Annotated in this window: 19 protein-coding genes; 9 read left to right on the top strand and 10 right to left on the bottom strand. The window is 45.0% G+C overall.

Annotated elements, in window-relative coordinates; all coding sequences use genetic code 11:
• The first annotated feature begins 80 nt into the window (after window positions 1-80).
• Entirely contained in the window at window positions 81-434 is a 354-nt protein-coding gene (locus tag KIU71_RS01245) for a hypothetical protein (RefSeq protein WP_214129310.1), read from the top strand.
• On the opposite strand, the gene syd is transcribed toward KIU71_RS01245, so the two are convergent.
• Complete coding sequence (gene syd / locus KIU71_RS01250; RefSeq protein ID WP_214129311.1) at window positions 412-963, bottom strand: SecY-interacting protein; 552 nt, start codon at window positions 961-963, stop codon at window positions 412-414. The two genes, KIU71_RS01245 and syd, sit on opposite strands and share 23 nt — an antisense overlap.
• A 64-nt stretch (window positions 964-1,027) precedes the next feature.
• Here syd and queF point away from each other — a divergent pair, with 64 nt between their 5' ends.
• From queF to KIU71_RS01285, 7 genes are all read left to right on the top strand, one after another.
• Complete coding sequence (queF, locus tag KIU71_RS01255) at window positions 1,028-1,876, top strand: NADPH-dependent 7-cyano-7-deazaguanine reductase QueF (protein ID WP_250207176.1); 849 nt, start codon at window positions 1,028-1,030, stop codon at window positions 1,874-1,876.
• 81 nt (window positions 1,877-1,957) lie between these two features.
• Window positions 1,958-3,502, top strand: a complete 1,545-nt coding sequence (locus tag KIU71_RS01260; RefSeq protein WP_214129313.1) for a GGDEF domain-containing protein — start codon at window positions 1,958-1,960, stop codon at window positions 3,500-3,502.
• Window positions 3,499-4,881: a nucleotide 5'-monophosphate nucleosidase PpnN gene (gene ppnN / locus KIU71_RS01265; RefSeq protein ID WP_214129315.1), complete on the top strand. Its 1,383-nt coding sequence runs from the start codon at window positions 3,499-3,501 to the stop codon at window positions 4,879-4,881. Before KIU71_RS01260 ends, ppnN begins: the two co-directional genes overlap by 4 nt.
• Before the next feature lie 84 nt (window positions 4,882-4,965).
• Window positions 4,966-5,340: a DUF3192 domain-containing protein gene (locus tag KIU71_RS01270; protein ID WP_214129316.1), complete on the top strand. Its 375-nt coding sequence runs from the start codon at window positions 4,966-4,968 to the stop codon at window positions 5,338-5,340.
• A complete protein-coding gene (locus KIU71_RS01275) occupies window positions 5,337-6,944 on the top strand; it encodes a hypothetical protein (RefSeq protein ID WP_214129318.1) in 1,608 nt (535 codons plus the stop codon). Before KIU71_RS01270 ends, KIU71_RS01275 begins: the two co-directional genes overlap by 4 nt.
• 131 nt (window positions 6,945-7,075) lie before the next feature.
• Complete coding sequence (locus KIU71_RS01280) at window positions 7,076-8,086, top strand: isocitrate dehydrogenase (RefSeq protein ID WP_214129319.1); 1,011 nt, start codon at window positions 7,076-7,078, stop codon at window positions 8,084-8,086.
• 198 nt (window positions 8,087-8,284) lie between these two features.
• Window positions 8,285-8,599 carry a ComEA family DNA-binding protein gene (locus KIU71_RS01285; RefSeq protein WP_214129321.1) on the top strand — a complete coding sequence of 105 codons (315 nt, stop codon included), beginning with the start codon at window positions 8,285-8,287 and terminating at the stop codon, window positions 8,597-8,599.
• Between the two features lie 79 nt (window positions 8,600-8,678).
• Here KIU71_RS01285 and galU read toward each other — a convergent pair whose 3' ends face one another.
• Genes galU through KIU71_RS17930 form a run of 4 tightly spaced genes read right to left on the bottom strand, consistent with a single transcriptional unit; the run spans window position 8,679 to window position 13,890 of the window.
• The gene (galU, locus tag KIU71_RS01290; protein WP_214129322.1) at window positions 8,679-9,575 is read right to left on the bottom strand and encodes a UTP--glucose-1-phosphate uridylyltransferase GalU; all 897 of its coding nucleotides are present in this window, start codon (window positions 9,573-9,575) and stop codon (window positions 8,679-8,681) included.
• Entirely contained in the window at window positions 9,572-10,918 is a 1,347-nt protein-coding gene (locus KIU71_RS01295; RefSeq protein WP_214129324.1) for a UDP-glucose dehydrogenase family protein, read from the bottom strand. The genes galU and KIU71_RS01295 overlap by 4 nt, the downstream gene beginning before the upstream one ends.
• A gap of 43 nt (window positions 10,919-10,961) precedes the next feature.
• Window positions 10,962-12,179: a glycosyltransferase gene (locus KIU71_RS01300; protein WP_214129325.1), complete on the bottom strand. Its 1,218-nt coding sequence runs from the start codon at window positions 12,177-12,179 to the stop codon at window positions 10,962-10,964.
• Window positions 12,172-13,890, bottom strand: coding sequence for a glycosyltransferase family 2 protein (locus KIU71_RS17930; RefSeq protein WP_214129326.1), 1,719 nt, complete (start codon window positions 13,888-13,890; stop codon window positions 12,172-12,174). The genes KIU71_RS01300 and KIU71_RS17930 overlap by 8 nt, the downstream gene beginning before the upstream one ends.
• Before the next feature lie 414 nt (window positions 13,891-14,304).
• Here KIU71_RS17930 and KIU71_RS01310 point away from each other — a divergent pair, with 414 nt between their 5' ends.
• On the top strand, window positions 14,305-16,008 hold the full coding sequence (locus KIU71_RS01310) for a sulfotransferase domain-containing protein (protein WP_214129327.1): 1,704 nt from the start codon (window positions 14,305-14,307) through the stop codon (window positions 16,006-16,008).
• 10 nt (window positions 16,009-16,018) lie between these two features.
• On the opposite strand, the gene KIU71_RS01315 is transcribed toward KIU71_RS01310, so the two are convergent.
• From KIU71_RS01315 to KIU71_RS01335, 5 genes are all read right to left on the bottom strand, one after another.
• The gene (locus KIU71_RS01315) at window positions 16,019-16,474 is read right to left on the bottom strand and encodes an adenylyltransferase/cytidyltransferase family protein (RefSeq protein WP_214129329.1); all 456 of its coding nucleotides are present in this window, start codon (window positions 16,472-16,474) and stop codon (window positions 16,019-16,021) included.
• 11 nt (window positions 16,475-16,485) lie between these two features.
• The gene (locus KIU71_RS01320) at window positions 16,486-18,315 is read right to left on the bottom strand and encodes a LicD family protein (RefSeq protein ID WP_214129333.1); all 1,830 of its coding nucleotides are present in this window, start codon (window positions 18,313-18,315) and stop codon (window positions 16,486-16,488) included.
• Between the two features lie 173 nt (window positions 18,316-18,488).
• Window positions 18,489-20,879, bottom strand: coding sequence for a rhamnan synthesis F family protein (locus KIU71_RS01325; RefSeq protein ID WP_214129334.1), 2,391 nt, complete (start codon window positions 20,877-20,879; stop codon window positions 18,489-18,491).
• A gap of 91 nt (window positions 20,880-20,970) precedes the next feature.
• Complete coding sequence (locus KIU71_RS01330; RefSeq protein ID WP_214129335.1) at window positions 20,971-22,719, bottom strand: LicD family protein; 1,749 nt, start codon at window positions 22,717-22,719, stop codon at window positions 20,971-20,973.
• Window positions 22,720-22,828: 109 nt separating this feature from the next.
• The gene (locus KIU71_RS01335) at window positions 22,829-24,532 is read right to left on the bottom strand and encodes a hypothetical protein (RefSeq protein ID WP_214129336.1); all 1,704 of its coding nucleotides are present in this window, start codon (window positions 24,530-24,532) and stop codon (window positions 22,829-22,831) included.
• Window positions 24,533-24,971: the final 439 nt, after the last annotated feature.

Genomic DNA, 24,971 nt, shown 5'->3' on the forward strand with positions numbered 1-24,971 from the left:
TTTTTTCTGGTTTTTTTATCCAACTGGCGAAAAGAACCAAATTTAGTTAAGCAAATTGACGTTTATTTAGGTTTTTTAACATGCATACACAAAGCTTTGTCTGGTGTCAGGAAATTGCGCGGAAAGGTTTAACCCCAAACGTTGCGCTACTCAGAGCACAATCGAACGGCGCTTTGTCGGTACCACAGGCCATCTCAGCACTTCGCGCCTGGAAAAAAGCATCGATGGCTCTACTGGATAATGTCGCAGACGATAGTGATATACAGCCGGCTGAGAGTAAACAAACTCAAAGTGATACACCCACGTTATCGGACTCGCGCATAGCGACACTGGAACAACGATGCCATACACTCGAGCAGGCAAATGCAGCGCTGAATAGCCGCTTGATTGCCTTAGAACAACAACTCGCGTCTATGCTGCAGCAGAAGGATTAGGTACCAATGATCCAAGAAACTCAGCTAAAGAGGGCGCGAGCGTTCTGTGCGGGCGCTTTCCCACTTGCTCAACCACGACATTACCCGTTGTATTTTCAACGCTGATAATAATGTCTTCTTGATCGGTCAGTGCGAAAAAGAGCGTTTCTGGTTGCTTTAAACGTCGCTTCATTAACACATGACCAATCAGATTTTGTTGTAGCCGTTCAAAATCATCCTGATTCCAGACTTGCAGTAATGTGAGTTCGCCATCAGGGGCACTGGCGTGCAAATGATCACTCCAATAGCGGGTGAAAAAAGCCGTGTATTCAGTATTCAGGGTTAAATCCAGCGCGGATTGCACATTGTCGAAATGATTATTTTCTGTCTGCAACACGGGCTGCCATAGCACGTTCTCGCCATCTGTGGCTGCCGCCACAATACATCGAGAAGGAAAATCCTCATCATACGCGATGACTAAACCGGCCTCGGCTTTGTCGATGTAACCGTGGATGAAACCGTCCAGTGCACAGTTTAATTTTTCTGACATTCAATGAGCTTCCGCGCTAAAATAATGAATTGTTTTTTAATTCAAGGCAATGACGCGCAAGCTTATGACAGACGCGAACAAAGCACAAACTCCCGCTGCGATGCAATCACTGACGTTAGGGAAATCAGTCGACTATATTGAACACTACACACCTGAACTACTGCAACCGGTACCGCGCAGCATCAATCGCGAGAAAATTGGCCTGTCCGCCACCCAACTTCCCTTTAAGGGCGTTGATTTATGGAATGGTTATGAGTTGTCGTGGCTCAACGCAAAAGGCAAACCACAGATCGCCATTTTACGGTGTGCCGTTCCCGCAAACTCACCTAACCTGATCGAAAGTAAATCGTTTAAATTGTATCTGAACAGCTTCAATCAAAGTGTTTTTGACCATGTAGATGTTGTAAAGCAGTCGCTGACACGAGATCTATCGGCCTGTGCAGGCGTACCGGTTGAGGTCACCCTGTTGCTCCCTGATCAATTTAATCAGGCTGCCATTAATGACATCACCGGTGACTGTATTGACGATTTAGACGTGAGTATCGACCACTATGAGTATTCGCCAAGTACTCTAAGCACTTCGTCGAATGAGGTTAGTGAGACCTTAATCAGTCACTTGCTTAAGTCCAATTGCTTGATCACGCATCAGCCCGACTGGGGCAGCGTGATCATTCGCTATCGAGGTGCCCAAATTTCACGTGAGGGTTTATTGAAGTATCTTGTCTCGTTTCGTAGCCACAATGAATTTCATGAGCAGTGTGTGGAGCGGATTTTTTGTGATTTACTGCAATACTGTCGACCAACGGCACTAACCGTTTATGCACGGTACACTCGTCGAGGAGGGTTAGACATCAATCCATTTCGGTCTAATTTCGAAATGCCCTACGCCAATTTACGCTTGGCAAGACAATAGTTGCCGAAAACATTGACCAATGACAGGTTTCGCGCAATCCTTGAGGTAACCGAACTGTCGAATCATTGAGAGCATCTTACATTGGATCAAAAACAAATTGACTCATTGAAACAACATAATGAACAACTCGCCCAGTTCATCACGCGCCTATCCAAGTTTTATGAAGGCGCCAGCGCGGAAGTCGATAGAGAGCTTCAGGTATTGCGAGGGCACCTTGCCGGTAAGCAAAATGTCACGCTCGCCACCGTCAGCATCAAAAAGCTCAATAACTTGATGATGGAAAACGCGCAAAGTCTTAAAAAACAATCTACCGATACTTTGCATCGCCTTGAGTCTGCGGTCAAAAAGTTGCAGCGCAACGCCAACATGTCAGAAGACTTAAAGGGAGAGGCTGCCCGCTTTTTATCGTCGTTGAGCATGCAAAGTGGCTCTGTGTTTTCTTCGCTTTCTCAGTTCGAACGGGTCATTATTCTTTACCAGCAGGCGCTTGAAAACGGCAAGACCGATGAAGAGGAAGCCGAGAAAGGTGGAAACAAACAGGCGAAGCCCAATCTCGATAAGCCGATTGATGACCGCCTGCACGCCAAGATCAGCGCTGAACTTCAACAATTGATAGAACCTTATTATCAAAAAAACCAGTCCGATACCTTGCTGTCCGATGTACGCAAGAAACTGTTGGATGGTTTGACTCAGCACGAATTGCTGGAATGCTGCTTAGTTCTGATCCGGTTGATCATCAAAGATGCCGTCAGAGAAGCAGGCGTGAATGGCAAAGTGATTGAAAGTTTGCATAAGTCGATCATCACTATCAATCAAGATGTCAATCAAACCATTGAAGCGACGCAGGCCCAATTTGAAAGCAAAGCCAGCCACACTCAAGAATTGCAGTCTCAATTGGGTGATATGGGCGATTTGGTCAATGAGTCAACCGATATCGACACATTAAAATCTGACGCGCAAGCCTACCTTGAACGGATGCAATCTACCATCAGTCAACGTGAAGAGGTTGAGAAAGAAGAAGAACAAGTGCTGATCAGTCTATTGCAAAGTCTGCAGCGTGAATTAACCACCATGGAAAAGAAAACGCAGCAATATCGTAAAAAATTGCTTGAACAGCGCTTGCAAACTCACACAGACCCGCTTACGCGGATCCCGAATCGAATTGCCTACAACGAACGCATGGTGCAGGAGTTTGCACGGTGGCAACGATCTAACACACCACTGTGCATGGCCGTTATCGACATTGACCACTTCAAATCCATAAACGATCGATTTGGTCACGCCGCAGGAGACAAAACGCTGCAAGTGATTGCCAAGCAACTCCGCACACACTTACGTAAAACCGACTTTTTAGCGCGCTGGGGTGGGGAAGAGTTTGTCGTGCTTTTTCCCGACAGCGAATTAGATAGCCTTTTAGAGCCGCTCGAAACACTGCGCGCGAAGCTGGAAAGTCTCCCGTTTAAATTTAAGCAAGAGCCGGTTACCATCACGGCTTCTTTTGGCGTAACACAATTTCAGGAAGGTGATAGTATCGAAACCGTATTTGATCGAGCTGACAAATATCTCTACTCTGCTAAAAACAACGGACGAAACCGTATTGAGAGTGATGCGGGCTCATCACAATGAAGCGAATTGGACTCAACCCTGTTGGCTGGATAAGCCAACTCTCGCAAGGGGAAGTCACTCTACTCACCGGTACCACTGACCGCGAGCTCTATAAGGTGTTTCGAGACTGTTGTTTAGCCGTACTGAACAGCGGCGTCGATCTCGATGATGCTGCTGCCTTGTTTGCTCCTTACGAGTCGTTCCGTGTTGAACTGGTGCGCCGCGAGCGCGGTGTCAAAATGGAGCTTATCGATCCACCGGAAGTGGCATTTGTGGATGGCACGCTGATTAGAGGTGTGCATGAACACCTGTTTTCAGTGCTTCGTGATTTACTCTACATGCACGTCAAGTATTCGGGTATCGAAGCGCACGCCGCCAGCGACAATACTACTGAGCAAGAGACGACAATCAGTATCACCGATATGGTGTTCGATATGCTGCGCCACGCGAAGGCGCTGGATGGTAATGACGAATTGAATACGATTGTGTGTTGGGGCGGTCACTCAATTGGATTGGAAGAATACAAATACACGAAGGAAGTAGGCTATCAGCTTGGTCTACGCCAAATGAATATCTGCACTGGGTGTGGCCCAGGCGCAATGAAGGGCCCCATGAAGGGTGCCGCTATTGGTCACGCTAAACAGCGCTATAAAAAGGGAAGGTATATTGGCATCTCTGAACCCAGTATTATCGCCGCAGAACCGCCTAATGCAATAGTGAATGAGCTGATCATCATGCCTGATATAGAAAAGCGTCTCGAGGCGTTTGTACGTGCAGCGCATGGCATTGTGATCTTCCCGGGTGGTGTAGGTACCGCAGAAGAGTTGCTTTACCTATTGGGTATATTGATGGATGAGCGCAATTCACAACACCCATTCCCATTAATTTTAACCGGGCCCGAGGGCACGCAGGGTTACTTTGAAGCCATCGATACCTTCGTGGGCAAAACGTTGGGACCAGCCGCACAGAGCCGATATCAAATCATTGTTAATGACCCGGTGGCGGTTGCGAGGGCGCTATGCGAATCAAAGCAAAAGGTTGAGCAGTATCGCTTAGCGATGGGCGATTCATTCAGTTTTAATTGGTCGCTGAAAATCGAGCCTGAATTTCAGCATCGATTTGAGCCAACCCATGAAGCGATGGCTCAGTTACCTTTGCATCGGAATCAGTCTGTCGGGCAATTGGCTTCAACGCTGCGTAAGGCCTTTTCGGGGATCGTAGCGGGTAATATCAAGGCGAAAACGGTTGCCGAAATCAAACGTAAAGGGCGCTTTAAATTGTCTGGTGACCCAGAACTAATGACGCTGATTGACGAACTACTCGCCTCTTTCGTAGCCCAGCAACGAATGAAGCTACCAGGAAGCCGCTACGAACCTTGTTACACGATTGCGGTGGAATAACGTTATGTTACAACTTTGTCGTTTAAATTTGGCGGCAAAGATTTTATGCTTACAAGGGTGTTAGGTGGGAGAGATTAGTCGCACATGAACGGCAAAGTGTTGAAAATGATTGTTGGCGGGTTTGCGCTTTACGGCCTCTTTGTGTACGCAATCGTATCGTTTTTCCCTGACAAACCAGAAGATATGGATTGGCGTGACAGAGAAGCGTACAACAAGGTGCAGATCGGTAAGTTAAAACTGGGTGTATCTAAAGATGAAATTTTAGCCTTGCTTGGTTCGCCTGATATCACCGAAGCCAAAACCGTGGGAGAAGGTAGTCTTCAAGTCATGTTTTATCGAACTCAGCACATGAAATCGGATGGCATCACTACACAGAATGAATGTACTCCGCTGTTGTTCGAAGACGATATTCTTGTTGCGTGGGGTGATGGCGTTTACCTTAATTTCCTTGAGGGATGACCGTCACACCAATAAAGGGCATTGACGCTCAGCTAAAGGCCGTGTGTCAACCCTGTGTTCTTTCTGCCTTACCCACCCTACTGCAAGATTGTCATGAACTGGTCGCCAGTTTTTTGAAAGAGCCTGCGCTGGTTTGCATGCAGCTGCGTCACCATGGCCAGAGGTCGGTTGCACTGGCACCGAGGCTAGGTTTTATCGATTCGGCATTCATGCTGGGTCAGGCGTCTTGCAGCAGTGCATCTGTGATCCAGCAGATGGTGGTGGGTATTCTTATCTACACAGACACGAGTTTTCACAATGGTAGCCCCCGTGCGCCCTCACACGCTGTGATCAAGCAATGGCTAACGGTATTAAATACGCCACAAATGGGGGTAGCCTATCAATCGCTCCTGCACCTGTGCCGCTTACGTAAGACCCCGGCGCTAGCGCGTCAGCAAACTCAATCACATCTCGTTAAGTTGTTATTGAATGTCGCATGGCTAAACGTTGAGAAAAAACGCTCATATCAATCCATTCTTGCCGATCGAGCCACGTCTGCTCCCCAACATTCCGCGTTGTTTAACGCAATGGTCGGCGTGGAAGCCCCAACTTGGGTGGGTCGCATTGCTAAGTATGAGGCGTCTTATTGTTTTGTTTTAGGACATCGGCGAGGGAAACTATTGTTAGTTACCCTACCTGACGAAAGTGTTGTTGAGATTGCCGCTAACGAATTCGCAAGATTAGAACTGGTCGATAAAACGTTGGGTTTCTCGCGCTGGTACCGAGCCTTTTCTGCCGATAAAAGCCAGCACGCAGATTTACCTTCGCTAGGAGAAGTCGCACGCTACCCGATACAAACCCCACCTGCATCGTTATTGTCAGTCGTTCAGGCGATAAATCATCCGAATGCTGAACCACAGGCCATCGCCAAACTGGTTGAGACAAACCCACTGTTTGTGGAAATATTACGCGGGTCTGCTGAACAGCTCAATCGATTAAACTTGCGGGTAGATAATGTACTTCAATCTATTCTAACGCATGGTTTAGACCGGATTGGCGCCATACTGACTGAGCAAGCGCTATGGCATCGGCTCACCTTAAGTCAGTTTCCGCTGGCCCGCTCTTTCCAGCAGCTTTGTGAACTACATCGCTTTACGGCTGCCAGCCTAGCACAGCTACTTAAACACCCTTTACCTCAAAATATCAGCTTACTGGCAACCCTTCAGTTAAGCGCTTTGTTCACCTATGCGCCCCTTAGAACCCGATGGCAATGGCGCTTGCCAATGAACACTCCTGAGTCTGCTGAAACCCTGTTGGCGACTGAACCGCCCGTTCCTTTCGCCAGCCATGCAGTAATGCTAGCGAAGGCATGGCAACAGCCGCCTGCACTGATTAAGCGTCTCACACAACTCAGTGAAGCGTCAACGGAGCCTCACCATGATGATGTGCACATTCTAAAAGCATCACTGGCGCTGAGCCGGTATTGGTTCGAAGGTAAGGATGTTGAACTAACCGATCTCACACAGCAGCTTTCGAACAACCGCTGTATCGATCAGTTGTCGGGGGCGCACTTCCATCAATTACGCTGTGACGCTGCTAAGTTCCTCTACTGCCGCGTGTTTTAGGGCTGCCAATCGCGTGCGGTCCAAATCAACTTAACGGTAACAAAATTACCCCTTTGAGACTGTTCCAACGTGCTGCAATCAGCTAAAATAACTGATTAAGTTAAAATATACCGAATTAAAGAGGATTCACCATGACGCAACAGCGTATCACGGTCATTCGTGGCGACGGCATTGGACCGGATATCATTGATGCAACAATCAAGATTTTAGAAAAAGTAGGCTGTGACTTCGCTTACGACTACGCTGATGCTGGTCTGATGGCACTGGAAAATCACGGCGAGTTGTTGCCTCAGGAAACGCTCGACTTGATCGCTAAAAATAAAGTGGCACTGAAAGGCCCACTGACAACCCCGGTTGGCGAAGGGTTCACATCCATCAATGTCAGTTTACGCAAACAATTCAAACTGTACGCTAATTTACGCCCAGTACTGTCGTTCAAAGGTACTAAAGCACGCTACGAAGACATCGACATCATTACTGTTAGAGAGAACACGCAAGGCATGTATTCTGGCGTAGGACAAACCGTGTCTGAAGATGGGAACGAAGCGGAAGCCATGAGTATCGTTACACGTGACGGCGCCGAAAAGATTGTCACTTTTGCGTACGAGCTGGCGCGCCGCGAAGGCCGTAAGAAGGTTACTGCAGTACATAAAGCCAATATATTGAAATCAACGTCAGGCCTGTTTCTGAAAGTTGCACGAGAAGTGGGCGAGCGTTATCCGGATATCGAATCGACCGAAATGATCGTGGATAACACCTGTATGCAATTGGTGATGAACCCTCATCAATTCGACGTTATCGTGACAACCAATTTATTTGGCGATATTTTATCAGACTTGTGTGCGGGTCTGGTGGGTGGGCTAGGCATGGCACCCGGTGCAAATATTGGCGAGGATTGCGCTATTTTTGAGGCAGTTCACGGCTCTGCACCCGATATCGCGGGCAAAAATTTAGCAAACCCGACGTCGGTTATTCTTGCTGCGATTCAAATGCTTGAATATCTGAACATGGCCGACAAAGCCAATGCCATCCGCAGCGCATTGAAAGATGTAATTGAATCAGGTGATCGTACTACACGTGATTTAGGCGGTGAATCGGGTACAACCGAATTCACTCAAGCGGTACTTGATCGCTTGTCGTAAAGCCTCTGATGCTGCTGTAGCAGCGCATCGGTAAGTAAGCCAGTCAGGTTAGCCTGACTGGCTTTTTTGTTGTTAAGCGCCCCAAAAACTGGCCAAAACCTGATCTCGACGCATCACGCAAACTCGCTACACTGAATTGAGTCAGCGGAATTAGTCCGACTGACGCACACCTATTACATTCGCAAAAGGAGACTTCGAATGAAAAAACTTATGGCAATGGGCATGATGGCGACACTGTCTTTGTGTATTTTTACTCAGTCAGTCAATGCAGCTGAAACCCCAAAGACAGTAACAGCACAAACGGTTAGCGCCGAACAAAGTAGGCTGATCAATATCAATACAGCGACTGAAAGCCAGTTATCGTCATTGAAAGGTATTGGCGCGAAAAAAGCCAAAGCCATTATCGACTTCAGAGACAGTATCGGGGGTTTCAAATCTGTTGACGAGCTGGAACAAGTCAAAGGGATCGGCAGTAAAATGGTCACTCGATTGAGAGATCAGGTGACGCTCTAGAGCACGGTGCAAGGCGTTAGCATACAAGCGTTATGCTAACGCCTTTCATCAAAACAGGTAGGGAAAGCTCATTTGAGCGTTACCCTTTCACCGACTCTTTTAAGTAAGCTAAAAACTCTTCTTTCATTTCAGGGTGACGAAGTGCATAAGCGACATTGGCCTTCATGTAACCCAATTTGCTTCCACAGTCATGGCTCAGTCCTTTCATATAGTAGGCATCAACTTGCTCAAGCTTCATCAGCGCCGCAATCGCATCCGTTAACTGAACTTCACCACCTGCACCCGGTGGCGTAAATTCAAGCAGATCCCATATTTTCTCTGACAACACGTAGCGCCCGACGACTGACAAATTCGAGGGTGCATCTTCACGATCGGGTTTCTCAACCATCTGGTGGATTTTAGCGCCCTCGCCCGGCTTGATAGTGGCACCTTCCAAATCGACGATACCAAATTTGCTCACATCTTCATCGGGTACACTTTCAACCATGACCTGACTAACCCGGCTGGTATTAAATTTGGCCACCATATCGGCAAGATTATCTTTTCGTGCATCGCTGGCCGCGTCATCGATAATGACATCCGGCAAGACAACTGCAAAGGGCGCGTCTCCTACCAGCGGACGCGCACACATGATGGCATGCCCTAGGCCATTCGCCACCCCCTGACGCACATGCATGATCGTAACGCCCTTCGGGCAGATTGCTTGTACATCTTCGAGCAATTGGCGCTTAACACGCTTTTCCAGTGTCGCTTCGAGTTCAAACGAGGTATCGAAATGGTTTTCGATACTGTTTTTACTCGCGTGCGTTACTAAGATAATTTCTTTCAACCCCGCTTTCACACACTCACTAACCACGTATTGGATCAACGGTTTATCCACCACCGGCAACATTTCCTTAGGAATGGCTTTTGTGGCCGGCAACATGCGGGTTCCCAAACCCGCTACCGGAATAACTGCTTTTTTTACTTGACTCACAATGCTTGCTCCTTTACTGATAATCCTCGTCCAATACCATAGTAATGCAATCCGTATTCCGAAACGATTGCTGGGTCGTATAAATTCCGCCCATCAAAAATCACAGGGGACTTCAATTTATCACGAATTGTTTCAAAATCAGGCGCACGAAATTGCTGCCACTCAGTACATATCACTAAGGCGTCAGCGCCATTGAGTGCGCTCTCTTTAGTGCCGACCAAGAGCAAGTCATCTCGGTTAGCATAAATTCGCTGGGTTTCTTCCATCGCCTCTGGGTCGTACGCTTGCACTGTGGCTCCTGCCTGCCAGAGTGACTCCATTAATACCCGGCTTGATGCTTCTCGCATGTCGTCGGTATTGGGTTTAAACGCCAAGCCCCAAATGGCAATACGTTTGCCGCTAAGCTCGCCCTTGAAATAATCAGACATATAGCCGAACAGTTTTTCTTTCTGACGGTAATTGACATGTTCAACGGCATTTAAAATCTTTGCATCAAAACCGACAGCAGCCGCACTACGTGCGAGCGCCTGCACATCTTTGGGGAAACATGAGCCGCCGTAACCACAGCCCGGATAAATGAACTGGTAGCCAATACGCGGATCGGAGCCGATCCCCCGGCGGATATTTTCAATATCCGCACCAAAGTGTTCGGCGAGATTACTCATCTCATTCATGAAGCTGATTTTGGTCGCCAACATGCAGTTTGCAGCGTATTTGGTTAACTCAGCGCTTCGAATATCCATGGTAATCACGCGGTCATGATTACGATTGAATGGCGCATACAATTCACGCAACTTGCGCTCAGCACTCTCACTGTCTGTACCTAAAATAATACGGTCAGGACGCATGCAGTCACTCACCGCCGCGCCTTCCTTCAAGAATTCAGGATTGGATACCACGTCGAAAGTGACATCTTTCCCCTCTTCCGATAATTTACGACTGACCGCCGCTTTGACCCTATCTGCCGTACCGACCGGTACAGTCGATTTATTTACGATGACTTTATGCTTTTGCATGTGTGTGGCAATAGTGTCTGCTACTGCCAACACGTATTTTAGATCAGCCGACCCATCTTCATCTGGCGGTGTACCAACAGCAATAAAAATGATGCTGCCGTGGTCTATGCCCTCTTTGGGATCGACTGTAAACTGCAAGCGACCGGCTTCATAATTACTGGTTACTAGCGGTGTCAATCCCGGCTCATAAATCGGAATATGCCCTTGCTTCAGTTTGTCGACTTTACTGGAGTCGACATCAACGCAGACCACGTCGTGCCCCACTTCTGCCAGCACAGCGGCCTGTACTAATCCGACGTACCCTATCCCGAAAACGGTAACTTTCATAGTTTCTCCAAACTTTCGCCAGAGTCGTATGAATTATAAGACTCTAGGCCGTTAAACTTCTTAAAAATGCTAAATGCGCGGATTCGGCACACGTATAATGACTTAGCTCACCATGCCAATAATCAAAGACCTCTGGTTCTGTAGCTTGCACGATTCTTTCGGCAAGAGAAGACGCACTGCGGGCCTCAAATGTTAAACCGGCTTTGCCTTCAATTTTTTCTTTCATTCCCCCGATATTGGCACCAATTAGCGGCCTCCCAAATCGGATAGCCTCTTGAATAACAACCGGTGAGTTTTCCCACCAAATAGAAGGAATGATAACCCAGTCACACTCTGCCATTCGACTAGGTAATTGTTCTGATTCGTATTGGCCGCGCAAATGAACTATTCCTGACAATTGGTCTAACAATAACGTTACTTTATCTTTAAACTCACTTTCCTGAAGATCGAGATTAGCGCCATGCACATCTAAGCGGATTTCTCTTTTTATATGGTCCGGCAGTAAAAGTATCGCTTTAAGTAATAAATCAAGCCCTTTGTAAGGGTTTATTTGGCCAAAAAATGCAAATCTGATACGTTTCTCACCACCGTGTAGTGTCCGTGGCGGTATTGGTTCGATCTTAGGCAAAACATTTTCTATTACCTTCATTTTGCTTTCAGAAATCCCCCATTCAACGTAACGATCCGCTAAGAACTGGCTTGGTGATACAAACGCATCAACGTAGCAAAATTGGTCCAGTAGGAATTGTTTCCGTAGAAAAAAATCCCCTGGCGAATGTTGAGGAAAGCACTTGTGACAATCTGCATAAATCGCCTTATTACAGAGTTTCAAAGTATCTTTCTTAACCATTTGACCATTATGCATACACATCGCCATAAACTCGTGTAGTGTAAACACTAAATTTGCCTGCGGTACCGCCCGTTTGATCGCTGAAAATATTTCAATCCCCATGTGGGCAAAGTGGTGGACATGCACAATATCGGGCTTAAAATCCGCTAAGAGTGAATTCAAATCACCGAAAAGCTGTTTCGTGCTATTGGTTGTTAAATTAAACCAATCATGAATGCCCGTATGAAATAATATTTCCTCACCTCTTTGAGAAAATGCTGATCCGCCATGGCTCTTCGTATCAGCACGAGCGATGTACAAACATTCAATGCCCTCAGACTTAAGAAACTGATATAAATTCCAAGATGCAATTTCAGCACCACCTTTGCTTAATTCAGGATGTCCGTGAGAGATAAATACCACTTTATTCATTACTATCTGCTCCAACCCCGGCCAATATTTCTAATTCTGACCTCCATCGTTCATTAAACGTAATCGCATTTAATATCGTAACGTTATGCTTCCAGCCGCCCGAGTCGACCAGATTCTGCGATTGTCGTTCTAAATGGTAAAGTTCAGCATCGCGATGCAAATAATTAACTCGTCCCGATGCTAAAATCGCAAGACAAAGGTCAGAATCTTCAAAATCACCTAATATATAGGTAGGATCAAATCCCCCAACCTGTTCAAATACCGTTTTTTTAATGGCCCAACATGCAGCCGTTAACAAATCACACTTCTGTTCACCACCATCTTGCTCTGCAAAGTTTTTGGGCCATCCCTTTTTGGGATGATCATTGAAATACAACCCAGGATATTCAGCTACTGTCATAGGCGCCATCCCGTTGTGTTGAATAGTATCGTCTTCAAAAAGCAGACGAGCTCCAACAATACCGACGTTCTCTTTCTCCACGAGCGTCAGCATTTTATTCAGCCATTCAGCGTCTCGCGGCAAGACGTCAGAATTTAACAAAACCAGATTGTCTGACGCGGTATACTCGACTCCTAAATTATTTGCTTTACCGAAACCAACATTCTCAGACAGATAGAGCACGCTGAAAGGATGTCGAGTAGAGTGCGTTAGTCGCCTCGCTAACGTCCCGACGGCACTGCTGATGTTAGGATCATCAACAACATAGATTATTTCAACGTCATGATACTCAGAATATCGATCAAAGTGGGACATTTGGTAGCGTAGAAAGTCATAACGACCATATAGTGGAATCACGATAGAAACTCGCGGATGTTCAATACGCCCAGAGAAATCAACGCGTCGAACTTCTACCTTCCTATCTTTAGGGTAAAGTTCGCTTAAAAATGGCCGAAAAATAACACTTTTACTTAAGTGCAGCGCATCATGTGCAGTCCAGTGCGTCAATAATCGCCTTAAAGTTGCTATTGGATTAGTGTCAGTGTGATATAGGTTCTGCACATCAACATCTTGCTCAGTGGATGAGTCGAGATGGACGCGCAGGGTTAGCTCCCTAGCGAGATACTTTTTTGTGTCCGTGCGTTCGAGCGACAGAATAATCCCAGTATTCACTTTAGTTCCAACACCAAATACGTCTTGTACATCTTTTCGATTACACCTTAACTGATGCACGGTATTGCCAACAACTTTCCCTTTGCTATTTACTAGTACGGCATCTACGTGTGACGTTTTATCAACAATCCACCCACTTACAAATATATGCTTTTCCGCAATAATAACAAACTCGCAAGACGCTCTAGCTTCGGTGTCTGAAGGAGAAATTACCTGCTCTTCGCTCACCGGCACCCTAGGTGCAATAAATTGCTGCGCATTCTTTAACATTAAAGCGATTTTCTGTGTACTACCATCAGCTAATTTGGCTAGAAGTTTGATGTCATCAATATCCAGATCAGTGTCTACAGTTATCTGGAAACCATCAGCCGGTTGTCCAATGTGAGCTACGACATCTTCTCTCGCTATTTTTGTCGTATTCGACTCTAGGTCAGATGACGCATTATCGACCAACGTGAGTGAGTTTACTTTTTCTGAAAGGTACCACCCGATAACAACATAGCCGTTAACGGTTTTAGAGCAAATATCGATGTTTATAAGTGATGGAGTTGAAGCGGGCCGTCCAATCAGTCTTTTAACGAGCGACTTTACTTTATTCACGATGAACGGAATCCTATTGGTTTAATTATTATTTTATCAAGTCACAAAATACCATACACACAGAAGTATAATCAACGCAGAGGTTGTGTGAGTTAACCCCTGGTGATATTGTTCGAAAATATAAACCAGATATAGCTGCGAGCACTTATTCGACAGCTCTGATACCGATTTATTCCGCTGCACGCCATTGATAATTACTTAGCGTTGTTTTCGTACGAAGTTTAAATATCTTCTTAGTCAAAAAATTGTCATAATATTAGGCTTTTTCGGCATCCTCATCGCGTGTAGCTGATATATTATCACTGGCTCTATTCTAAGCTAAAAACGAGGTCTACCACACAGAATGAGGCAAGTAAGACTTTATCGCACATGAGACCATTTTATTTATTAGACGCCCCATATTCTGGCGCTGATATGCTGCTGCACCACTGCGAAGTTCACAGTCAGGGAAAGGTGGTTAGGTTCAGGGATACCACTGATTTTTCTAGGGATAGCCGATATCAAGCTACGAGTTCGATATCACGGAAACTTAATGCGCAAATAGGCTCCACTCTTGATCCAACACGTTTAGGAATTTTTGTAAGGGAGCCTGCGGCCCGATTAGCGCATGCGTACATCGTTTTGAAAAAACTTGGACACACACAAAAAACCTTTCGCCAATATTACAGCGAGCCTCAACAACTCAATGTATTTAATGAGATGCTGCAAGGGCGTAATCTTAAAGATTTATCGTTTGTCGGTGTGTTCGAGCTGTTCAACACTAGTTTGTTAAGAGCAGGAAAATGGTTTAATGTAGATTTAACGGTCCAACAATACTATGACATCACGGCCGATGCGGACGAAATAGCCAACTTACTCACCGCAGAACATAAGTTAGCAATCCAAGATTTGCACGCTATAGATTGCGCACTATACGCCGAGGCCAAAGTTAGGCTAAACAGGTATTTTGAATCAACTCTTCGGGTAAAACCGCTATCTGTTAGCCGTCAAAAGAAAGTTATTATTCATATAGGTCCTCCGAAGACCGGCACGTCAGCGATCCAAAAATGGCTTAGGGAAAATCAAACCCAACTGAGTGATGCTGGGATTTTTTATCCCCCTCATACAGTAGATGCTAATGGTGTTAGTTCGGGAAACTTTTTGTCTCTTCTAAGCCAGAAAACACGGCAGACTCAGTACTTTTTCGATGTTCAAAAATCACAAAAGTTATTATCTGACTTTGAAACAATGCCACACCATACCTTGCTGCTGTCATCAGAGCGATTTTACAATCATTTATTGGATTTATTCTTGTGGTTGCCTCAAGCAAAGTATGTCTTTTATATTCGACATCCACTCGATCTTATTGAATCAAGTTATCATCAGGAAGTGAAAAGACATCAGCGTGTTGCTCCTTTTAATCTCGCCGATAACACAAGGTTTAGCCGATTATGTGCTTTTTTGATGGTATGCTCGGAAATGAGCATAGAGCCCATGCTTAGGTTTTACGATTGCGAACTTCAGCGCGGTTCGAGCTTAATCGCTGACTTCACCGATGTCCTTGGGATAAGATCGATAACGCCTATCAACAACCAAAAAATAAACTCTCGGTTTGGATTTGGCGAACTTGAATTAATGCGCTTTTGCAATCAGTTTTTTGACCCCAAACAGATGAAAAGACTGGACAGTTGGTTATTGAGATCGCTGGACTTTTGGTTGCAACGGGAAAGCCAGAATCAAGCACCGTTCTCATTTATTTCGCGCGCACAAGCTGAAGCATCTAAACGGTCTATGCTCGACCAACTCAGCGGCATTACTCAAGTTTATCCTGAGTTACTGCAGAAGGGTAATGTTGTTAAAAAATTGACGCTTCTCGCGTCCGCGGAGTGGCATCTTCCATTTAAGGATCAATCAGAAAGTTGGGAGGAAGTATTAATTGCTTGGCAGAAACTTAAAAAGGAAAAAATCCACATCGCAGCTGTAATTGCAAAACGTAGCCGCAACTTTGCTAAACAAGCCATATTGACCGATGGTGCTTGCGTGCGAATACTTCCATGGAGCCTAGCTGACACGCTACGACTAATCTTATTTAACGGGTACCGCTGGTGCAGATTCAATTCATCGAGCGATAATACCTAGCCTAAGGTTGCTACAAGTGCTCTACTAATGACGTTAGATTATTAACTACGTTTTTAATTTCAACAACTTTCTCCTTATTTAGGTACGACAGCACTGTTTTCAACTCAGTGGTCGAGATATCCTTTGTTCGCGGCAAGTAAATGACTTTGGCGATATCTTCAAGCTCATCGAACTTGCCTGCCCAATCATCACCAATGGCAAAAATATCGGCATGTTCACGAATCAGATCACCACGCTTCTGATCCCAACAATTTTCCTCGAAAACAGCGTCAACATAGCGACAAGCCAATAGTATTTCTCGCCTATCCTCATAGGGAATGACAACCTGTTTTCCCTTTACCTCGTTAAATTCATCTGACGACAACCCCACGACTAGACGATCGCCAAGCGCCTTTAACCGTTTTAACAAGCGAACATGCCCTACATGAAAAAGATCGAAGGTTCCATAGGTTACAATGGTTGTCACAATAAGATTTCCTAATACGTGTTGTTAACTGAAATCTTCCAAGGCCATTCGTGAAATTTATCAGATACTGTCCATGCATCACCATACCTTTCAGCTAAAAAACGTTCTGGCAATTTTGGAATGGGAAAATCAACGCCATAAAAATTGATGCTGCTACGCTGGGAAAGAATCGCACTATCAACGCTCCTAATCGACATATTCTCCATGTATAGCATCACTCGCCCATTCTGATACCAGTAAGGGAAAATGTCGATCATTACATTGGATTGTATATCGTACAAATGAACGTTGAGGTTGCTTGCTATCCCGTAACCGATCCGATATTTTTCACTGTCTATCTGCTCAACCATTCGATCTCTCAATTCAACCGCCTGTTCAAATGAAATCTCTTGGTCGGTTAGTTCAATTAAAATATCGACGTCATCATCGTGTTCAATAAATTGTTTTTCTCTAATTGCCCCGAGCAAAGTGCCATAAGCCAAGCAGGGTTTGTAATCCAGCCTTTGTAATTCTTCCATCACATTTTTGAGTACGTGAACAACCTTCTCAGAGGTTTCGAGCAGAACCCCTTTGAGCGCAATGCCATGTTTCGTAAGCTGCACAGGCTTCTGACCATTAGCTGTGCGAAGCTTATTGAGATAACGTTCAAATTTGCAGATATTCAATGTTGTTGACAACAGTCGAGAATGAATGTTTAAGTCATACTGAATCGACTTTAATGTATCTTTGAAAACCACAAGCGCGAGCAACGCTAGTTCGTTATCCATGTCTAAATCATCAAATTCTATTTCAGCCCAAGTAACAAGCAACTGCTGTAGAAATGGCAACTCGAACATTTCATGGGCTGAAACATCCCGATAACAGATTTCTATAATTTTATTCATCATAGACTGGCGAATGAGTACACCATTCCCATTATATTGTTTAATGTCCGATAGCGTTAGCAACTGAGATAATTCAATTTTCAAACGCTCAGCACCGAAATAATGCTTATCACGCGAGTACACAAGTGCGGCTTTATTTCTGCGAAAACGCGCATAAACAACGAGGCATTTAGCCCGGATGCTCCATCTATCTTTACGATTTGTGATCCGCAATTTACTGATATAACAACGCTTATCGAATTTTATTTCTAACCACGGGTTATCCTCGTGCGCGGAATGAAATCCTTGGCCTTCCAACACTGTTTGGAGGTTTTTTTTGTGATTAAGCTTCGAACTTGCAGTAATTTTGACATTGTCACCACCATTAATCCTTTCACCGTGCTTACCCAAGAGCTCCAAACCAGCGAAGTTTAAGAAAGCGTTAGATTTTTCAATCACTAAACGTATGGCTTTAACTTTGCTATCAATCGTAATTTCTAACGGCCGGTGATTACCGCCACCGAAAAAACCCATTGAAGGAAAAATATCGTCTAATGTGGGAACTGTGAATTGCTTATTCTCTTGCGCGCTGTCTATAAGCTGACCGCATCTGACGACATAAAATTGCGATGTTGTGTCGTTGAGCAAACATATGGAGAGCAGGCTACTGGGTGCTCTCCTAAGTAATATGGGATCAATCGATATCGAAAAAGCGACAACTTCGGTGGTATCCATGAACGGATTATCATTGCGATTGAGAACCTCAATACCGCAGACCTCATCGCCGATCGTCGCCGTAACAATCGCTTTACGACTTAATAAAACGCAGCAAGCACCTTCAATGAAAACCTGTCCGCGTTTCGCGGAAACACGGTGAACCACTCCACTATTGGGAGAAGCACTTTGACCGATATTTAATACTGAAAGCGCTCCCGCGTCCCCTAAAAAAGCGCAGGAACTTGATAATTTGCCAGGCATTCCATTCCCCGTGTGTTAAAGGCTCGAGACCAAGTGACCTAACTGAGCGGTCACAGACTTGTCATTAAAGTGTCATATAATAACGCTACACGCGAAAAAATACCATTTCAGTTGGAATTGGAAAATACTCTAATCTCCAATTAACAGCCATTTTTCAATGAGTTTGCAGGAAATCACGATACTTCTTTGGCGGGAAAAACATCAATAAATCGATAATTATAGCCTTTATGCTTTGCGATGTTACACAATAGACGTTCGATTACGTGCATTAACGTGCCATCAATTTGACCGAGCTCCTGAGGGAAATCTGAGGGCTTCCATTCTCGCTCGAACAGTGGTTTCAGTGCATCTGGACGATACCAAAACATACTACCTGCCGGAAAATCTCCAACGTCGCTGGTCAACTCCAAACCCATGCTTGATGCAAGTGCTGCTGCCATATCGAAGTTATCTCCCCAATCAAGATCCTCAATAATTTCAGGATGATAGGGTGGAAGGTATAGACCTAACGTACTGTCAGCCATGAACGTCGCAAGAATAGAATCAATCTTTGTGGGGTAGCCACCGACTAACGACCATAATAATTGTAGTCGCCAACCGGAAAGTCGACGCGAGTGAGGTGTTGCTTTAGTGTGTAGTTTGAGGACGATGTCGCAACCCGACAGCTTGGGCCCTGCAACCATTAGCCAAGGTCCGATATCTCTGCCACGGTTATCTACTACAATAACGTCGCAATGTTTTAGTTTTGACGTTATTTCGCAAACGGCGTTGTGATTGTTTGCGGTTGTGGTAATAATAATTTGGCTGGATGTTGGAAGTGGTAACAAGAAGCCCAGTATTTCTGGTAACAAGTCGACGTAAAATACGTGAATATGCACTCCTAACTTGGTGCTAGCACTTGATAAACTTCTGGGAGAAACTTGCCAGTCGTAAGAATCAGCCCAATGGTTATATTTAGCTCCTTTGGCAAACGTTGTAATAAGTGTCTCCCTACTCCAATAGGCATCTAAGTGTTGAAATATGTAATCAAAAAGGCATCGCTTGGCATTACTTGATAACTGGGAACTACCCTCGTATAACCACGTTAGATTGTCCCTGAGAATGAAATTAGATTGCACCATGTAACGGTCAACAGCATTGCCCCACCGACTATCTTCGGCCATCGCGGTGACCACCTGCTGATAATCACTGATCGACGAAAATGTAGCATCTCCCTGACGAACAGATGAGGCTGGGGAACAAGATTTCAGAGCCCTTTTCAGTCGTACTTTAGCGCTTTCGATAGCTGGATGCGTAGGCTCAATACAACTAGCCTTTGTGATCAGCGTATCGGCCCGATCAAACTCACCCGCTTTAGTAGCGATATCGGCAAGCCTAGCTATCACACCAGGATGTTCAGGTTGAGTGTCGGCAGCTCGTTGGTAACACCGCTGCGCATTATCGAAATGTTGCATCTGAAAAAAATGATCACCGAAATGTATCCATTGCCAATACAAATCACGCTTGACGGCCGCTCGCCCAATAAATATTTCTGCAGCAACGTTCGCTTTGCCCTTTGTTGCAAGATAAAACAACTCAATTGCCTCATTAGCGCTGCACGGCTTTGCGATCCAATAGTGCCAGTCAACAAAAGCTAGCAACGATCTATTCATAGTTTTCATTGTCGAAATGGCGTCACCAATGCTCATACCCGCTAAAGTGATTTTGGGTCGCGGAGACAATGATGTATTTTTACTTTCGATTTCGGCACGTTTGCTACTTTGTCGATTAAATTCATCGATGATTGGTGCGGTTAAGGGATGCGACTGCCTTTTTGAGACGGACGATACCTTGCTAACATCAGCAAAGGCATGTAATTGCCTCATCGCTTCATCGCATCGTTTTTGAAGCTCGGGTGAAACCATCGCAAACAAGCTTTCAGGGATATCTTTTTGCAGAAGCGTTGCATCATAGGCGTGAGACCGTAAAGCCTGTTGCGGAATACCTTTGCTTTGAGCAGCACTGCATACTAATTCATTGTCAGCGACAAATGCCGACTGCTCGAACAGCAGTGTACATTTTGGATAGTTTTTTACACAGCTAAGCATCCGCTCGGTGGACAATAACCACATAGTTGCCGCTAAATCAGGGCGTTGCCAGAAATCAATATCCTCCGTGCGATCTTGCATAGATTGGTTAAACTGCAACAGTGTCCTGCTGTGCCTTTTCATCAGCGATGATACTGCAAACTTCCAGTTCCGATACACTAACACAAACCGAATATTCCCCTCACAGGCTTCAAACCAATGGTCTAAAAATAGCGCTGCTCTAGGATCTTTAGCGCCGTAACCTAGCGCTTGCACTGAACATTTTGATTTTCGCCGCTGAACATAGTCACGTAAATTTTCAAGCGAATTGTCAGGCATCAGCAATGGAAAGCTACCGTCGTAGCGCCAATCCGTACCATTAACCTGCAGAAAGTGGTTGTGGATAGCGACAATTTCAGCCTCTTCACCATGGCCTTTGGGATTTGCGAAACTGGCCCCCATAAGGTCCCGGCCCATATCGACACCGTTGTTAATCATATTTAGTGACACTAGAGAGGTGCCCGTGCGATGAAAACCGCTACAGAGGTAAAAGGGCGTTGAGCTCATTATAAACCATTAACCAAGACTGTTATTTAAGTTTCCACGGCCACTCGTGAAATTTATCTGGAGTAGACCACGTGCTGCCGTAACGTTCAGTTAAGAACGATTGAGGATCTCCCGGTATTGGCATATCCTCTTCATAGAGCTTTATCATTTTTCGTTCACTCATTATGTGCTTAGGTATGCCGCGAATTTGCATTTTTTCCATATGCAACATGGCTTGGTCGTTATTCAACCAATACGGAAATAAATCAATCAATACACCGGTCTTTATCACGTACACATGCAAATTTAAATTTGCTCCGCTTTTTGTTGCGCGATTAATAACATATTTATCTTCATCCAATTGAGCTGCAATTTGCTCGTGAACAGCCAATGCATCGGGTATAGAGAGGTTTTGTCCCGGTAATTCAATAATAATATCTACGTCATCATCATGGGGGATAAACTTATTGTCTCTAACAGCCCCTAACAACGTGCCATATGCAAGACAAGGCCTGACGTTCAAATTGTCTAGATCAGCAATTAGCATTTTGAGCGATTCGACAAACTTTCCATATTTAGCGGTTAGTTTGCTTGCCAGAGCTGTTCCATGTTTAGTTATTTCAATCAACGGTAAATCGGCTCTAGCCCGTTTATGATTTATTTCAAGCTCAAGGGTTTGTAGCGCGCTGCGGGTGGCAAGCAAGTCCTCAAAGCATAACAAATTAAGCGATGTCTGTACTTTCATGTAAAAAACCAGATACACCGCTAACAATTTGAGCTCTAGCAAAGCTTCAGGTCCAGTTACCAACGTCTTACTCCAAGACGATAAAAAATACGGAATTAACTGAATGTCTTGTTCATCATGTTCTGTAATATCGTTCAACACGTCGAAATAACTGAGAAGAAAGCTCAAGACTTGTTCACGCGTCATATCCGGATGAAATTTGCGTTTACCTAACAGATTTTGAACTTTGCTATACAGTGTTAACTTTTCGGTATTGTTAAGATTGTTATGTACCTCGTGAGTTCTACCATCAATATCTTCCCCTGTAATACACAAAGGTTTTGACCGCACCCCCCATTTATCGCCGCGATTGATAAAGCGAAATCTGCTAATAAATTTTGGCTTTTTGAGTTCTATCTCAACCCAGGGTGTTTGATCTAATTCAGAATGAAAACCACCTGCAGCAAATGATTCAGGATCGAGCTTAGCGTTCTTGCTAGAGCTAAAGCGAATCGCTTTAATTGCTTCTGGTGTTATTGGCGTATCATCTCTATCAAATAGCGAAAAGCTACTGAAATTAAGAAAATCTTTAACTCCACGTAAAGATATTCTAACTGATGTAAATACGTGCTGCGAGATAATGTCAAGAGGTTGATTAAGTGCTCCTCCGATAAACCCGAATGACGGAGCAACATACTCTAAGAACGCTATGTATAATGACCGCTCATTTAGTTTTTCTTTCAATCGACTGACTGGCAGCTCTCTAATTACCGTGCCTGACTCATCATCCAGACATATCGTGACAAATCCGCTACTGGTCGTTACATTTTCGGTGTCGGGAACAGGAATCACGTAATGTGCCCAATGTATTTCTTCCTCAGAGCAGTATGTTATTGATGCATAAGCGAGTACAAAGTGGTCGTCTTTAAGTACAATGACAACGCGCTCGCTAGCTGATACTTCTACACGCCCCTCAATAAGCTGACACGCCCAAGCCATAAATTGATTTCCCTTCCCGATTAGGCCATTTTGAACTGCTGTATAGCTCAAAATTTCCTGTTCAATCATATATTAAAGCGCAATTATGCCTTTACCATTAACGAATACCAATGCGTAGTCATAAAAAAAGGTGGCCTAAGCCACCTTTTTAACTAACGCTATTAATGTAACAGTAATATTAGTTACCGTTGTTACCGTTGTTTGGTAGAGCTGCTTCGTTACCTTGTGTCGTTGCTGTCATGTTGAACAGTGAACCACCGGCAGTACGAATAAGGCCTAAACCTTCACACGTATCGAATGCGCCTTTAAGAACCAAACGTGCACGACCTTTATATTCTGTCGCACCGTCTACACCAAACGCTGTTTCAATATCGATGATGTCTTGACCAGCTGCAGTTGTACGGTTAGCACCTTCAGTCGAGAACACTTGAGTCGCGTGAACCGCTAGGTCTGGAGCGATAGTTGTATCTGCTGTACCCAATACTGCACCATCTTGTGCGTAAAGTGTGCCACGGATATCACCTTCGTTAATACCAGATGTGTTAGTTAAGCGAACATACGCAGTATCAGAATTGCCAACCGCCGGAATATTAAAGAAGCTAGCGATACAGCCGTTACGCACTAAATCACCGAAAGGACCAGCTTCCTCAGCAATGTTGTCATAACGCGCGTTGAAGAAATCAACGTTCCACGTTGCACTGATTTGACCAACTTCAGGAATAGTTGCTGCGTTTGCACCCGTCTTAACTGAGTAACAAACGTTGTACAAAGACGTCAGCTGAGTTGTGTTACCAGAAACCTCAAGCTCAAAAGACGTCAATTCGCCAGCGGCAGCCGTCAATGTATTAGCAGTGAATGCTGTAGTAGAACAATCCGCAGCAGAGCTTAGGAAGAACGAGCTCCCATCCTGGAAAGAACCAGAACCAGCTGAGAATGCTAATGTATGCTCGTCACCACCTTGGAAATCAAAGTCGTCGCCGTTTTCTTTACGTACGTTACCGGTGATACCTGGGAATACCGTAGTACTAGCAGCCTGAAGAGCAAGCTGCAATGTACCCAAGTTAACAGTTGAAACATCACCAGCTGGGTCGAAGTCTGAACGACCATCTTCTAGTGATGTAATGATTCCATTAGCATCAGTAAACGTAACTTCAGAGTTACCAACGTTAATGCGCACAGTTCCCGTGAAATCAGTAGCATTTGCTGTCAAATCAAACGGTTCTTGTGAACCAAAAATAACCAACGGCGTGTCAGTTGCTGTAAGGTTGATCTCATCAGCCAGCACACCGCCTGCTACAGTCTCAACACCTTCAACGTATTCTACACCTAAACGTACTTTCTTATCTGAGCTGCTTGGGTTAAGCGCGTCGGTCAAGTTCTTAACCGCGTAACCTTCAAACGTAGTACCGCTAAGAATAACGCCATCAGCGCCAGCGTCAGTGTCGAAACTCAATTCAAACGTAATAGTGTTGTCGCCAATCGCGCCACCCTGTACCACTTCATAAGTGATAGTGTCGCCACCAGCAACAGCAAGGCTGAACGCACCAACGCCGCCGTTAGAGTTATCGACTAGCGTGGTCGTTGACAAATCCTCACCAAAAACAGCACCGCCACCAAGTGTGTACTTGATAGTAGCAACATCGCCCGCATCGGCAATATCGCCCGGCTCAGTCGCGCCGTTTGTCAAATCGAAATCTACTGTCGGAGCAGTAATCAGTGTTTCTTCAGAACCAGTACCCGGGTTACCGATGCCAAAAATCACATCTGCCAATACTACCGTTTGGTCGCCGCCGCCAAACTCAAGGTCAGGCGCTGCAACCGCCGAACCAGCTGACGCAGCTAAGACCGCTGCAGCAAGTGCTGTTTTGTTAAATAATTTCATTTATAAATCCTTAAATATAGTTATATAGCTATAGCCGTTCAGATCATTATAATCGCAGTTAGCGCACCGTGAAAAAATGCCTGAACATGTTAATAAGCGCATCAATTGAGATAGGGCCCCTATAATTGGTGCGCCTTTCACGACTTGAGATTCTATTCGTACCATTTCAGAAGTCAACCCTTAGATTAGGCCAATTCTCCAATTAAAGTAAGTCTTTATGTGAAAAATATTGTCTGGTAATCCCAAATGCCATTGGCTAAGAGTTATCGCTGTGACGTAGCACATTCTTACAGCGTCATTAACGCTTGTTTAATTATGTAGCGCCGTACATCCGAGCAGTTACTTGGACATTATCGGCTAAAAGGTTAGCTCCTTGAGATAGCGGTTTCAGCTTACAGCGCGGCTTTGATGACCATTTTTTGGGAAACTACGACGTTTT

The sequence above is a fragment of the Alteromonas oceanisediminis genome, assembly GCF_018474025.1.
Taxonomy (GTDB): Bacteria; Pseudomonadota; Gammaproteobacteria; order Enterobacterales; family Alteromonadaceae; genus Alteromonas_E; species Alteromonas_E oceanisediminis.